The 14,318-nt window shown below is 41.9% G+C and carries 12 protein-coding genes; 8 read left to right on the top strand and 4 right to left on the bottom strand.

Annotated features, from left to right (window positions below):
- The first annotated feature begins 275 nt into the window (after positions 1 to 275).
- Positions 276 to 611 carry a hypothetical protein gene (locus APA_RS19005; protein ID WP_201323817.1) on the top strand — a complete coding sequence of 112 codons (336 nt, stop codon included), beginning with the start codon at positions 276 to 278 and terminating at the stop codon, positions 609 to 611.
- A 68-nt stretch (positions 612 to 679) separates the two neighbouring features.
- On the opposite strand, the gene APA_RS19000 is transcribed toward APA_RS19005, so the two are convergent.
- Positions 680 to 1,582: a S1C family serine protease gene (locus APA_RS19000; protein WP_236579861.1), complete on the bottom strand. Its 903-nt coding sequence runs from the start codon at positions 1,580 to 1,582 to the stop codon at positions 680 to 682.
- Between the two features lies 1 nt (position 1,583).
- Here APA_RS19000 and APA_RS25280 point away from each other — a divergent pair, with 1 nt between their 5' ends.
- From APA_RS25280 to adhE, 5 genes are all read left to right on the top strand, one after another.
- Entirely contained in the window at positions 1,584 to 1,808 is a 225-nt protein-coding gene (locus APA_RS25280) for a hypothetical protein (protein ID WP_236579859.1), read from the top strand.
- 263 nt (positions 1,809 to 2,071) lie between these two features.
- Complete coding sequence (locus APA_RS18995) at positions 2,072 to 2,602, top strand: hypothetical protein (protein WP_201323815.1); 531 nt, start codon at positions 2,072 to 2,074, stop codon at positions 2,600 to 2,602.
- A gap of 260 nt (positions 2,603 to 2,862) precedes the next feature.
- The gene (gene pflB / locus APA_RS18990) at positions 2,863 to 5,091 is read left to right on the top strand and encodes a formate C-acetyltransferase (RefSeq protein ID WP_201323814.1); all 2,229 of its coding nucleotides are present in this window, start codon (positions 2,863 to 2,865) and stop codon (positions 5,089 to 5,091) included.
- Between the two features lie 52 nt (positions 5,092 to 5,143).
- Positions 5,144 to 5,884: a pyruvate formate-lyase-activating protein gene (gene pflA / locus APA_RS18985; RefSeq protein ID WP_201323813.1), complete on the top strand. Its 741-nt coding sequence runs from the start codon at positions 5,144 to 5,146 to the stop codon at positions 5,882 to 5,884.
- Positions 5,885 to 5,944: 60 nt separating this feature from the next.
- Complete coding sequence (adhE, locus tag APA_RS18980) at positions 5,945 to 8,569, top strand: bifunctional acetaldehyde-CoA/alcohol dehydrogenase (protein ID WP_201323812.1); 2,625 nt, start codon at positions 5,945 to 5,947, stop codon at positions 8,567 to 8,569.
- 227 nt (positions 8,570 to 8,796) lie between these two features.
- Here the strand turns inward: adhE and APA_RS18975 are convergent, their stop codons facing one another.
- The 3 genes from APA_RS18975 to rsfS all read right to left on the bottom strand — a co-directional run bounded on the left by APA_RS18975 (position 8,797) and on the right by rsfS (position 10,798).
- Positions 8,797 to 9,831, bottom strand: a complete 1,035-nt coding sequence (locus tag APA_RS18975) for an SPFH domain-containing protein (protein ID WP_201323811.1) — start codon at positions 9,829 to 9,831, stop codon at positions 8,797 to 8,799.
- A 178-nt stretch (positions 9,832 to 10,009) separates the two neighbouring features.
- The gene (locus APA_RS18970) at positions 10,010 to 10,252 is read right to left on the bottom strand and encodes a ferredoxin-thioredoxin reductase variable chain (protein ID WP_307837311.1); all 243 of its coding nucleotides are present in this window, start codon (positions 10,250 to 10,252) and stop codon (positions 10,010 to 10,012) included.
- A 99-nt stretch (positions 10,253 to 10,351) separates the two neighbouring features.
- Entirely contained in the window at positions 10,352 to 10,798 is a 447-nt protein-coding gene (gene rsfS / locus APA_RS18965) for a ribosome silencing factor (protein ID WP_201323810.1), read from the bottom strand.
- Positions 10,799 to 10,876: 78 nt separating this feature from the next.
- Between rsfS and APA_RS18960 the strand changes: the two genes are divergently transcribed.
- The gene (locus tag APA_RS18960; RefSeq protein ID WP_201323809.1) at positions 10,877 to 11,083 is read left to right on the top strand and encodes a hypothetical protein; all 207 of its coding nucleotides are present in this window, start codon (positions 10,877 to 10,879) and stop codon (positions 11,081 to 11,083) included.
- A gap of 230 nt (positions 11,084 to 11,313) precedes the next feature.
- The gene (locus APA_RS18955; protein ID WP_236579857.1) at positions 11,314 to 14,316 is read left to right on the top strand and encodes a class I SAM-dependent DNA methyltransferase; all 3,003 of its coding nucleotides are present in this window, start codon (positions 11,314 to 11,316) and stop codon (positions 14,314 to 14,316) included.
- Positions 14,317 to 14,318: the final 2 nt, after the last annotated feature.

The following is a 14,318-nucleotide window of genomic DNA, read 5'->3' as shown; positions in this document are numbered from 1 at the left end:
TTTATATTCTTGTTTGTGGCGGGTTTGAAAGCAAATTGCTGTAAATATGGGTTTCCCCCAGAATTGGGGGGCTAGGGGGGGGAAACTACAATTCTTAAATGGATTCTTAGTTGTCCAACAGATTAGAGAAATATATTTTCCAAATGAAACTAAATCTTACCCTTTTGAATGTAATTGCAATTGGAGCTATCTTGTCTCCCTGCGGGATGTATACCAATACCTTCGCCGCGCCTATAAATTCGGTTATTAAATCGAATGAAAAAGTATTGGATAAGGTGAATAGAGCCTCTGAATGTAAAGCATTTATAACTATTACCGACAAATCTGCGGGAGCCGCGAACACAACGGAATTGTCGGTGATTTTGCGTTATATCAATGACCTAAAACAAGATTTAATGACCCTTAAAGTCGAAGATATACAGCTCAAATCCTTACAAGAACGCTATCTAAAATTTGCTGAAGAGCTAGGGGAGAAATTGACAAGAGCAAAGCGCGATCAAGATCAGGGAGATTATGCGGCATTCCAAGCTGCATCTGCAAATTTGATTTCTATTGGTAACAACGGAATTGATTTAGAACAGGAGTTACAACAATATTGCCGCAAGCCTTAATCAAGTCCAAAAAAAGAGGGTTGCGCCGCAACCCTCTTTTTTTGGGCTTGATTGGCTATCGCCATACATTAAAACTTGATTTGATAGTTGGTAAGCCCTGTATTTCTGGCTACGGTCAAAAGAGCTACCGATGGGCGCTGAGCTAGGTAATCAACGATTTGTTTGGCATCGCTGAGAGGTGTACCATTTAAACTAACAAGGCGATCGCCTCGTTGTAAACCCATTTGACTGGCTAGAGAGTTAGGTCGTACTTCATAAACGGTGAGGCTGGCTGGATTGAGAATTACTCCTAATTGAGGGCGTTCAAATCTTACAGATGCGATCGCTGGAGCGGCAGTTGTAGGAGCCATGGCTGGAGCATCTTTGATTTGAGAATTAATTTGAGAATTAGGAAGACTGGCTACAGTTTTGGGCTGGATGAGCGCCGCGCTGCGAGTGATAAATTCTTTAGCGATGGGGGCGCTCGTTGCAAAGCCAATCCCAGTATTGGAACGACCATCAGGGCTAAGAATTGACTTATTCACGCCAATCATTTCACCACGAGAGTTGAGCAATGGCCCCCCAGAATTACCAGGATTGAGTCTGGCATCGGTTTGCAGATCGCCATCGGTCGCAACACGACTAAGAATACCTGTGGTAAGAGTTCCAGACAATCCAAAGGGACTACCGATCGCAAATACCTTTTGACCAACCAGAATATTTTCGCGATCGGCGAATGCTAGGGTAGGGAATCGATCGCTAGAGGTAATCCGAACTAGTGCTAAATCATTCTTGCGATCGATGGTGAGAACCTGCCCGTTATAGGTTTTACCTTCAGTATTAATAATTCTGACAATGCCATTTTTTGCGTCACGAATTACATGTTCATTGGTAATTACTAAGCCTTCAGGACTAATGATGCTACCTGAGCCTGTGCTAGTTGTGGTTTTAATCGTCACCACCGCAGGATTCGCCGAACGATAGACTTCCATCGTGATTTTTTCGTCTGTATCAAAATCGATGGGGGCGGCTGATGCAGCTTTGCTAAAGCTAGGAATGCTGACTAAGATTGCCGATATCAGGCTCAAGGCGATCGCTCTAGTTTTCATTTGCTTCTCTGCTGTCTGGATAATTCCTGTTCTGGCAGTTTTGACGAGAGTTGCGATCGGACAGTTCCAATTAATGTTTAAGCCATTTGTCGCATATTTACAGCGCTAAGCGCTCAAACCAGAACCAACAAATTTGAAAAGTGTTGGTTCTGGTAATTCTCAATATGAAGCCAATTTTGTGGTTTGCAGCGCCAAAGGCGCTGCAAACCACAAAATTGGCTTTGTTGAAAGTTCGTCGTCGTAAGACTTTCAACAAAGCCAATTTTTATAATAAGAATTGCTGATTGATACGTTTGATCGGGAATTTCTGTATCAAAAGGAGTAGAATTATAGATATAAGCTACTTCCTAATATTTAGGAGGTGATGCAGTTGTGTTTGGCAGAAATAATCTCTTCAAGTTCTGCGGCGTGATTTTGGCAGCTATCACTCTAGGTGTATTAATCTCTAGTGATGAAGCTCATGCTCAAAATGCGATCGCTACTTTAGCAAATGGCAACTATCAGTTTTGTAGTCAACCGAAACCCCAAGATTGGCGCAATGGTGCAGGGGTCTGTTTTAATTTTGTGAAAACAGGCGATCGCGTGGATGGATATTATGGCTATCCGCATTCGGATGATTTGATCTGTGTCCGTGGCATGGTGAAGGGCAGTCTAGTTGCAGGCGAAGCTCTAGCAATATCTTGGGGTGGTCGCCAATGGATTAGTATTCCCAAAACCGAATTTAAATGGGATGAAGAAGGACACTTGTCGCTCAAGGATGGTAAGGTCATTCGTACTGCTAAGGATCGGGGTGGAAGTACTGAATGGATCTTATTTAGTCAGGCAAAACTGAATGTTGAGGGATTTTATCAATATCCACAACCGCTCATAACCTCTCCATCAAAATTGTGTGAATGGCAATAATTGTCGTCCTTTCCATAAGAAACCTGTTCTTAGAAATAAAACCAAAAAGCTAACGAGAGTTGCGGCGCTTTGCGCCGCAACTCTCGTTAGCTTTTTGGTTGATAAAGTCACACTTTCGATAATTGATATAAAGCGATCGCGTAGTTAACTTTTGTAATGACATTAACAGCATTATCTTTGGAACTAATTGATAAATCTATAATAGATTTGGAAGATAAAAAACAGCTTATATCTTTCACAAAAACATGGAGGTTGAAGCTATGTATGTCGAATGGCAGGGCTTTACGGAAGGCATTTGGACTAGAGAAGTCAACGTTAGAGATTTTATTCAAAAAAATTATAGTCCCTACGAGGGAAACGCTGAGTTTCTGATTGCGGCAACCTCAAGAACTGAGCAACTTTGGCAGAAAGTTCTTGAGCTAATGAAGCTAGAACGGGAAAAGGGTGTATTGGATGTGGATACGAAACTACCAACATCTATTACGGCTCATGATGCAGGATACATTGATCGTGAATTGGAGCAAATTGTCGGCTTGCAAACTGACAAACCACTTAAACGCGCAATTATGCCCTATGGGGGTATTCGCGTTGTTAAAGCTGGGTTGGAAGCCTATGGCTATCAGCTTGATCCCCAAACAGAAGAGACTTTTACTAAGTATCGCAAAACCCATAACGATGGCGTGTTTGATGCTTATACCAGTGAGATGCGAAAAGCAAGGAAATCGGGGATCATTACAGGGCTGCCCGATGCCTATGGACGTGGACGCATCATTGGTGATTACCGTCGCGTACCTCTTTATGGAGTCGATCGCCTGATTGACGATAAAAAGACGCAGAAAGAATCTCTCGAACTAGATGTAATGGATGAAGAAACCCTTCGCCTGCGTGAGGAGTTGTCAGAGCAAATTCGTGCTTTGCTTGAACTAAAGGAAATGTCTGAGAAGTATGGCTTTGATATCGGTCATCCTGCAATGACTGCAAAAGAAGCTGTGCAGTGGCTTTATTTTGGCTATCTAGGTGCGGTCAAAGAACAAAATGGGGCTGCTATGTCCCTTGGTCGAGTTTCGACGTTTTTAGATATTTATTTCGAGCGTGATTTGCGGAATGGCGCGATCTCAGAAGTCGAGTTGCAAGAACTAATCGACCATTTTGTGATGAAGTTGAGAATGGTGCGATTTTTACGCACACCTGACTACAACGCCCTATTCTCAGGCGATCCCACATGGGTAACCGAAGCGATCGGTGGAATGAGCGCCGATGGTCGGACTTTGGTTACCAAAACTAGTTATCGTTTCTTGCATACACTTTCTAACCTTGGTACTGCTCCTGAACCTAACCTAACTATCCTTTGGTCAGAACATTTACCCGATCACTTCAAGCAGTTCTGTGCCAAAATTTCCAGCGATACCAGTTCAATTCAGTATGAAAATGATGACCTGATGCGTCCGACTTATGGTGATGACTATGCGATCGCCTGTTGTGTATCAGTAATGCGAATCGGTAAACAGATGCAGTTCTTCGGCGCTAGGGTAAATCTCGCCAAGACTCTGCTCTATGCAATTAATGGCGGTAAAGATGAGAAGTCTGGGGATCAAGTCGCTCCTAACTTTGCACCGATTACCAGTGAATATCTCGATTATCAAGAAGTCAATGATCGCTTGCAGCAGATGATGGCATGGCTGGCGAAGCTATACATCAACACCCTCAATGTCATTCACTACATGCATGACAAATATTGCTATGAGCGCATCGAAATGGCTTTGCACGATCGCGATGTTTATCGGACGATGGCTTGCGGGATCGCTGGTTTGTCAGTAGTGACGGATTCGCTTTCAGCAATTAAATACGCTAAGGTGAAAGTGATTCGGAATGAGCAGGGCTTGGCTGTGGATTATGTCACTGAGGGCGAATATCCCAAGTATGGCAACAATGATGATCTCGTAGATAACATTGCTGTTGACCTCGTAGCAAGATTCATGAATGAAATCCGTAAGCATCCCACCTATCGCCACGCAGTGCCGACCCAATCAGTTCTGACAATTACTTCCAATGTGGTCTATGGCAAGAAAACAGGTAACACTCCCGATGGACGCAGGGCAGGTGAACCATTTGCTCCAGGTGCGAATCCTATGCATGGACGAGATTGTTGCGGCGCGATCGCTTCGCTTTCATCGGTGGCTAAACTTCCCTATGGCGATTGTCAGGATGGTATTTCTAACACTTTCTCGATTGTGCCTACAGCATTGGGTAGACAGGAATGCGATCGCACAAATAATCTAGTTAATCTGTTAGATGGCTATTTCCACGATGGCGGTCATCACATTAACGTGAACGCCCTTGATCGCAATACTCTCCTAGATGCAATGGAACATCCCGAAAACTATCCACAATTGACAATTCGGGTTTCAGGCTACGCGGTAAATTTCATTAAGCTTACCCGTGAGCAGCAAATGGATGTAATTAAGCGTACGTTCCACGAACGGGTATAGGTTTTAAAAAGTGCTGCTTTGCGGCTCTTTCTAAAAATCAAGAGGAGATATTATGTCTGGCATTGGACGCATTCATTCAATCGAAACCTTTGGCACTGTTGATGGGCCGGGAATCAGGTTTATAGTCTTCACTCAGGGCTGTCCTCTACGTTGCCTATATTGTCATAATCCCGACTGTCGCAATGCTCATGATGGCAAGGAAGTTACCGTTGATTATCTGATCGATGAGATTAGTAAATGTAAATCCTATATTCGCAAAGGAGGTGTCACCGTAAGTGGCGGAGAGCCACTGATGCAGCCAGAATTTACTAGAGAAATATTTGCTCGTTGTCATCAAATCGGCTTACATACTGCCCTTGACACCTCTGGTTACTGTGCATTAGAAGTTGCTAAACTAGTTCTCGAAGAAACAGACTTGGTTCTTCTTGATATCAAATCCTATATCCCTGAACTTTATTACAAAGTCACTAATGTTTCCATTGAACCAACTCTAACGATGGCAAGATATCTCAGCGATATTGGCAAGCCTGTATGGATCAGATTTGTGCTAGTACCGCACCTCACTGATAACAAGGATAATATCAGCCAACTTGCTGATTTCATTGCCACCTTAAAAAATGTTGAAAGATTAGAAGTTCTCCCATTTCATAAAATGGGAGAATATAAATGGGAACAGTTGGGCTTGCCTTACTCCCTTAAAGACACGCCACCAGCATCCCCAGAATTAGTAAGGCAAACAGTCGAGATATTTCGCGATCGCGGGATCAATGCACTTGGTGCGATCGGGATTTAAAAATTACGAATTGCTAATTCGTAATTCGTAATTTTTAATTTAAATTTAGAAGGATTAAATATGAAAGTTACAAATATTGAAGAATTAGAGTTGCTAATTCAACGAGTGAAAGTTGCTCAAGTTGAATATGCTACTTTTACGCAAGAGCAGGTCGATCGCATATTTAAACAGGCTGCTTTGGCTGCAAATGCGGCGCGGATTCCTTTAGCAAAAGCAGCAGTTAAAGAATCGGGTATGGGCGTAATCGAAGACAAGGCGATCAAAAATCACTTTGCTTCAGAAATGATTTATAACAAGTATAAAAATGATAAAACTTGCGGTGTAATTGAATCTGACAAGCATTTTGGCTATGAACGCATTGCCGAACCTGTAGGGCTACTCGCAGGAATCGTACCTGTCACCAATCCTACTTCCACAACTATTTTCAAGTCTTTGATTGCCTTGAAAACGAGAAACGGAATTATTTTCTCGCCTCATCCCCATGCCAAAGACTGTACAATCGCTGCTGCAAAAATTGTCCTTGATGCTGCTGTAGCCGCAGGTGCACCTCCCGACATCATTGGCTGGATCGATGAACCGACTGTGCCACTTTCTCAAGCTTTGATGCAAAATCAGAACATTAAGCTGATCTTGGCAACGGGCGGGCCAGGGATGGTTAAGGCTGCTTACTCTTCGGGGCACCCTTCCATTGGAGTTGGTGCTGGTAATACACCTGCAATCATTGATGAAACCGCGCATATTCAAATGGCGGTCAGTTCAATTATTCTCAGTAAGACCTTTGACAATGGCACGATTTGCGCTTCCGAACAGTCGGTGGTCGTGGTAGAGGCAATTTATGAGGCGGTGAGGGAAGAATTTATTAAGCGTGGCGCATATTTCCTCAATGAATCAGAACGCGATCAGATTCGTCAAGTAATTTTAAATGATGGCAGACTAAATGCTGCGATCGTCGGGCAATCGGTGATCAAAATTGCCGAAGTTGCAGGCTTTGGCATACCAGAAAATACCAGAGTTTTGATCGGTGAAGTGGAAGCGATTTCTAAGGATGAACCCTTTGCCTATGAGAAACTTTCGCCAATCCTTGCTATGTATCGTGCTAAGGATTTCCATGATGCTGTCGATAAAGCTGAAGAGCTGGTCTTATTTGGAGGGCATGGACATACTTCGGTACTCTATACCGCAGCCAACAATCAAGAACATATTCGCTATTTTGAGAGCAAACTAGAAACCTCTCGGATGTTGATTAATACTCCATCTTCGCAGGGTGCGATCGGCGATCTTTATAACTTCCGCCTTGATCCTTCATTGACGCTTGGTTGCGGTAGTTGGGGTGGTAATTCGGTGTCCGCAAACGTTACCCCACAACATTTGTTAAATATCAAAACGGCGGCTGAACGGCGGGAGAACATGCTGTGGTTTCGCATCCCACCAAAGATTTATTTCAAGTCTGGTTGTTTGCCTGTCGCACTGCGAGATCTGGCGGGTCGAAAACGCGCATTGATTGTCACCGATCGCCCTTTGTTTGAACTAGGTTTAACCAAAGAGGTTACTGATAGTTTAGAAGAAATCGGACTTGCTCATTACACCTTCTATGATGTAGAACCCGATCCATCTTTAGCCACGGTTCGCAAAGGCTTAGACATATGCAACAGCTTTCACCCCGATGTGATTATCGCCTTTGGGGGTGGTTCGCCAATGGATGCTGCCAAAATCATGTGGCTAATGTACGAACATCCTGACATCGAGTTTGAAGGCTTAGCGATGCGATTCATGGATATTCGTAAACGTGTTTACGAGTTGCCTCCCCTTGGTACAAAGGCGATTATGGTGGCTATTCCTACGACATCAGGCACTGGCTCGGAAGTCACGCCTTTTGCGGTGGTCACCGATGAGAAATCGCATATCAAATATCCGCTTGCCGATTATGCATTGACTCCGAATATGGCGATCGTCGATCCTGAACTGACGCTAAATATTCCGAAACGTCTGACAGCCTATGGTGGTATTGATGCACTCACCCATGCGATCGAGGCTTACGTTTCTGTACTTGCTTCAGAATATACGAATGGATTAGCTCTAGAGGCTATTCGGTTGTTATTCAAGTATTTGCCTAGTGCATATAAAAATGGAGCGAAAGATCCTAAAGCGCGCGAAAAAGTCCATTATGCCGCCACGATCGCAGGGATGGCTTTTGCCAATGCCTTCTTGGGTGTGTGTCACTCGATTGCTCATCAGTTAGGTGGTACTTGCCATCTTGCTCATGGGCTAGCCAATGCGTTGATGATCTCCCATGTCATTCGGTACAATGCGACGGATGTTCCCTTTAAACAAGCGATTTTCTCACAAAATAAATATCCAAATAGCAAATGGCGCTATGCCCAGATTGCTAACTATTTGCATTTAGGAGGTGAAACAGATGATGAGAAAGTTGAGCTATTGATCGCTGCTGTAGAAGAGCTCAAACGTCAAGTAGATATTCCTGACACAATTAAGGACGCTCTCTTGGAGCAAGGTATTGGTGAAGAGTTCTTCATGACACATGTCGAAGACATGGCTGATCAAGCCTTTGACGATCAATGTACTGGCGCAAATCCGCGCTATCCTCTAATCGCTGATCTCAAGCAACTAATGCTGCAAGCCTATTACACCAATGCTCAAAATGGCAGCGCCATTTTGAGCATTTAAAATCCTATATACAAACTCTCAAAATGGTGTTGCCATTTTGAGAGTTAAAAAGCCTTACTGGGTTTGGGTTTTATCGTCGCAGTCACTCGTCTTAGGACAAATCAAAACCCAAGAATTGATTGGCGGCGCGAAGCGCCGCCAATCAATTCTTGGGTTTTGATTTGTCCTAGTACACTTGGCGACAGCTATAATTTCCGAAAGTGTGACTACACTTTCGGAAATTGGTATTAATTGCTGCTAGGAGTGCCTTTCTCGCTATCCGATGGTGGTGGAAATTGCTTAAGCTCAGGTAAATTACGTAACGTTGGGGAAATATTGCCACTTGCTCCATAGGGTTGTTTGGCGATCGCCTCAGTGATCTTCTCTGTCATTGTTTCAGTGATTTTGATATCGTTCATGGCTAACAATGCTTGAATCGCCGCAGGGATGGAATCTGGGTCCATAAACAAAACTTTGCTGCTAGGACTTTCCCCGATCGCCTGCCCCATGGCAAGATATTTTTGGGCTAATAAATACTGCACCGCTTCCTTGCCATTGGGATGCTTAGCGATCGCATTGGCAATCCGCTCGATCGAAAGAGCCATCGCCTCTGTCTGTTCTAACTGAACTTGACGCTCTGATTCTGCTAATACCCGATTAGAGCGAGCTTCAGCCTCGGCCTTAGTGATTTCTGAAGTTTTCACACCTTCAGATAGGGAAATCATCGCTTTTTTCTCGATCTCGGCTGCCTTTTGCTTTTCCATTGACAGAAGAACTGAACTCGGAATCGTAATCTCACCGAGCCTGACTCGCAAGATATTGATTCCCCAATCTTGAGTGTCATTACTAATTCCCTTTAAAATTTCGGTATTAATTTCTTCTTGACCACCGATGATAAAGTCCAGTTCGCAGCGTCCAATCTGGGTTTGGATTTGGGTTGTCAACGATATTTGCAAAGACTGATCGACATTTTCTATGTTGTAACGAGCTTTTTGGAGATCAGTAATTTGCCAATACATGGTGCCACTGACATTAACGCTAACATTATCAGAGGTCATGCAAGGCTGGGGCTTCAGTTCTAGGACTTGCTCACGGGCGCTTTTGATTAAGGAGACACGATCTATAAATGGCAGGACAATGTTGATGCCTGGTTCCATCGTCTTTTGATACTTCCCAAACCGTTCGACCAGTGCAATTTGCCCTTCTTCGATAATCCGAAAGGAGCGATAGATATAAGTGCCACTTAATAAAGCAAAAACAATGCTGAAAATTGTTGCTTCCATATATGTAAACCAATGGTAGCGATTTATTCAGGTACTACTCCCTTCTCTGTCAAGAATTGGTGGTGCGGGGCTTTGCCCCGCACCACCAATTCTTGACTAACGTCTATTTATTGGGTGGGAAGGGAGTAATAAATTATAAAAGGCGGGCTAAGCCAGCCTTTTATAATTTATTGGGATCTTAACCGACTGATTCTATTTCGTGATCGCCTAAATGGGTTACAAATTTAGGTGTAAATCTCACCTCATAGGGATAGTTCGGACTGATCGGGCGACCATTCCAATCCGTATGCACACGGACAATTTCGCCTTCCAGCCCTGAAATGTCAAAGGATTTGCCTTTGTGTTCAGGATGGTGAAAAACACTTAATGCTGTCTTGACACGAACGCGATCGCCAATCTTCATAAACTCTGATATATCCAAATTTAAACGAGATTTTTCAATTATCGCTTGTCTTTGCAGCCAATGCTATAAAAACCAAAAACAAAAGCAACCCTTCGGGTTGCTTTTGTTTTTGGTTTTTTATATTGCAGTTACAACTTCATCTTTTCCTGTCTCGTCTGGCAAAAATACTTCGAGTTTTGGTGCATGACCCCAAAATGCTTCTAAGTCATAATACTCGCGCTCTTGAGCCATCATGGCATGGACGATCACATCGCCGTAATCGAGCAAAATCCAAGTGCCATCCTGCTCACCTGCAATATTTCTAGGCTTACGCCCAAACTTTTCGGCAATCACTTCTTCAGCCATACCCGAAATCGCTCTTACCTGGGCCTTAGAAAATCCTGTAGCAATCACAAAATACTCAGCCAGACTCGACACTTCCCCGATCGCTAGCAAAACGATATTTTCTCCCTTGCGATCGTCCGCAGCGATCGCGGCTGCTTGCGCCATTTGATAGCTTTGGTCTTGCTCTCTCTCACTTAGTTTGAGATCTGTGGGGGTTGCGATATCGGTTGCGATGGTCATAGTTGGCAGATGTACTCCTGATAAATTATTTCAGCACACCTACATTGTAACTTGATCTCAAATTTTGGCGTTTCTTAAATGATGGGACATACTTATACATGGTTTCTTCACAAATCGTTGAGTCAATCTGCAAAACAGCTTGCTGTTGCATCGGTAAATAACTGTAATTTGATGCAGTGCGATCGCCTTGTTTTGGAGTTGCTATCTAAACTCAATCTTCAACCTTACTGTTTAGGAACTACAAAATCAGGTTATCCGTGTCGTCCACTATATGTCATGTTGTAGTGGGCAACCGCGCATTTATTGATACAATCCAGATCGCAAAGTATCCCAATTATTTAGTTAATTAGCGTAACCTTACTCAAAAAAAATGCCTAAAATCGCTACAATGTCTTTAGAATAAAGGATTGACATTTTACTAGAGACATCTTTTGAACCTAGATCAACTCTTAGACCAGCTCGGATATACTCAGTCACAAAATTATCGCTCTACGAATGAGTCTTCGCAGGAGCCTTTGACTGAGCATCTTTTTCGTGCGGCTAAGAAAGTTGATGGAGTTAGGGGAGCTTATCTCTTTCAGACTAGCCCACCCGAACAAAAAACTCTTCCGCCACGTCCTGCTGTGTATGTTGCTGAAGCTAAAACAAAGGACGAAGCTAGAAAAATCCATCAAAGGCTTTGGAACTTGGGAAATGCGCCTTTCCTAATTATTTTGTTGCCCAATGAAATTAGAGTTTATACAGGATTTGACTTTTCTCTAGGAAATGAAAAAAAAGGATTAGTAAATGAAATCCAAGATATTGCTAAGCTTACTTTTGAAAACATCCGTGAGAAACTTGTAGACTTTGGATCTGTTTCTATTGATTCTGGAAAAATCTGGAAAACGCAGTCAGAAAATATTTCCACTAAAAACAGAGTGGATATGCACTTGCTTACTAATCTTGAGAAACTAGAAAAGCGCCTGAAAGATAGAAATGTAGATCTACCAATTGCTCATGCATTAATTGGGAAGTACGTTTATATTCGCTATCTCTATGATCGAAAGATTCTCTCAGAAGAATGGTTAGCAGAAAACAATATAAATTCAGATGTTGTTTTAGGACGTAATGCAACTCTAGAAGGATTGCTTAAGTTAACCGAGCTTTTAGAAAGTCGTTTTAATGGAGCTATTTTCCCACTCCCTTCAAATGTAGAAGATATATTAGGCGACAATGAGATTGTAGCTTTAGTTGCTTCTGCATTTAAAGGCGACGATCTTGAATCAGGACAACTACATCTTGGCTTTAACGCTTACGATTTTTCTTATATACCAGTTGAAACATTATCATCTATCTACGAACAGTTTTTGAATTCACAAGGGACAGGTAAAAAAGTTGGAGCTGTTTATACTCCTGAACCTTTAGCAGATTATTTGTTGTGTGAACTACAAGAATCTAAGCCACTACAAAAAGGGATGAAAATTCTTGATCCCTGTTGTGGATCAGGAATTTTTCTAGTGTTAGCCTACCGCCGACTTATTGAATTGGAGTTAGCCCAAAGCCCAAATAATAAACTTAAGCCTACAGAACTACGAAGGATTTTGTGTGACAGTATCTATGGCATAGAGAGAAATAAAGAGGCTTGCTATGTTGCAGAGTTTAGCCTAATTTTGACCTTGCTAAATTACATTGATCCACCATTTTTACATCGCAATAAACAGTTCAAGTTTCCTTCACTCCACAATAAGCAAATCTTTGAGTGTGATTTTTTCGATGATGAGTCCGATTTCTGGAAACAACGTAAAAAATTTGACTGGATTGTAGGCAATCCACCTTGGATTGAACTTAAATCAGAAGCAACCGACGAAGACCTAGCACTGTCTTGGATGAAGAGAAACAATTCAGCGCAAAGACCCACCACAGGGAAGCGCGTTTGTGAAGCATTTAGTTGGCGTGTAGTTGATTTACTAACCCCAGATGGATACGTGGGGTTGCTTATACATGCTATGAGTTTGTTTAATCATGAGTCTACAAAATATCGGAAACTCTTCTTTGAGCAGCATGAAGTAAGAAGAGTTACAAACTTTTCTAACTTAGCTTATGTACTTTTTGGCGGTAGGGGAGAAGCGCCTGCGGCAACGATTGTCTATCGAAAAGCTTTATCTAATGGCGATATAGACAAACCTGAAATTATTCACTATGCTCCTTTTGTAGCAAATCAAATCTTTAACCGTCCTTGGAAACGAGATAAAAAGAATCCAACTTGGGCAATAACAATCAACTCAAATGAAATACAGACAGTAAATCCAAATGATGCAGAAAGCGGAGAAGGAATAACATGGAAACTTGCACTTTGGGGTAGTTATAGAGATAAGAAAGCTCTTCGTCAAATACGTCGCATACTACCTATTACTCTAGGTCAAATTGTTTTAGATAAAGGTTGGAATCTTTATCAAGGAGTACTATTAAGAAATGGAGTGGATTCTCTTAGATCAACTAGGGAAAGCCTTATTCACATTCCAGATTTGGGAGTAAATAAGCTTTTAAACGTAGATACTTTAACAAAAAAAAGGCGGAAACTTTCAATTCCTGAAGATGTACTGGAAGATATTCCATCTCAAATGTGCTTTCTTCGTAGTCGCAGTGGTACATCAGGACTAAAGATAATCAAGGCTCCTCACATAATATTTAATGCGGCTTATTGCATATATAGCGATGAAAGCTTTGTAATTCCAGCACCATATACAGGGATCTCTGTAGAGAATCTAGAAGATTCTGATTGTCTTCGTGCGCTATCTGTTTTTATGAGTTCTAGTATCATTCAATATTTTTTGTTTTTTGAAAGTCCTTCATGGGGTATTGATAGAAGTAGAGTCTATGCAAAAGACATAAAAAAGATACCCATCCCTTTAATGTCAATCAAGCAAATTTCTCAACTAGCTTCTTTGCAAAGAGAGTTAGTAGACTTGGAGAGATCTAATACTCTTCCTACCAGTTCTCTACAGGAAATGCTTGATAACTCTATTGAAAATATTCTCAATTTGCCCGATGACCTTAATATTTTAGCAAGAGATTTTACTCAAATTAAGTTGAGCCTTAATAAGGGTAAAGCAGTTGCTATTGCAACAGAACATCCACGAGAAAATGATTTACTTAGTTACGGTCTATGTTTAAGAGATGAACTTGATGATTTTATTGAAGATAGTGGACTTAAGCACAAAGTTTTATTAACTTATTCAAAAAATCTAGTTATTTGTTCAATTGAGTTTATTCCTTCTAATAATCGTATAGATGTAGTCATTGAAAAAGCTCAAGAGAATTCATCATTATTATTTACTTATATTCAAGAACAGATGAAACAGCGTTTTAGCCAATGGGTTTATGTCCAGAGGAGTTTGCGTATCTTTGAACGTTCAAGAGTCTATATTTGTAAATCTGCACGTTTAATCGATTGGACTAGAACGCAAGCTCTGAGAGATTCTGATGATATTATTTCAGAAATTCTCTGCTCAAATCGCCAACCATTGGAGGTAGTTTGATA

It is taken from the genome of Pseudanabaena sp. lw0831 (assembly GCF_016584665.1).
GTDB lineage: Bacteria > Cyanobacteriota > Cyanobacteriia > Pseudanabaenales > Pseudanabaenaceae > Pseudanabaena.
This window is presented reverse-complemented; position numbering and strand designations above follow the sequence as displayed.

Coding starts and splice junctions, on each gene's coding strand:
- APA_RS19000 (WP_236579861.1), bottom strand. CDS start 1,582: ATGGAAGTCTATCGTTCGGCGAATCCTGCGGTGGTGACGATTAAAACC.
- pflB (WP_201323814.1), top strand. CDS start 2,863: ATGTATGTCGAATGGCAGGGCTTTACGGAAGGCATTTGGACTAGAGAA.
- pflA (WP_201323813.1), top strand. CDS start 5,144: ATGTCTGGCATTGGACGCATTCATTCAATCGAAACCTTTGGCACTGTT.
- adhE (WP_201323812.1), top strand. CDS start 5,945: ATGAAAGTTACAAATATTGAAGAATTAGAGTTGCTAATTCAACGAGTG.
- APA_RS18975 (WP_201323811.1), bottom strand. CDS start 9,831: ATGGAAGCAACAATTTTCAGCATTGTTTTTGCTTTATTAAGTGGCACT.
- rsfS (WP_201323810.1), bottom strand. CDS start 10,798: ATGACCATCGCAACCGATATCGCAACCCCCACAGATCTCAAACTAAGT.
- APA_RS18960 (WP_201323809.1), top strand. CDS start 10,877: ATGATGGGACATACTTATACATGGTTTCTTCACAAATCGTTGAGTCAA.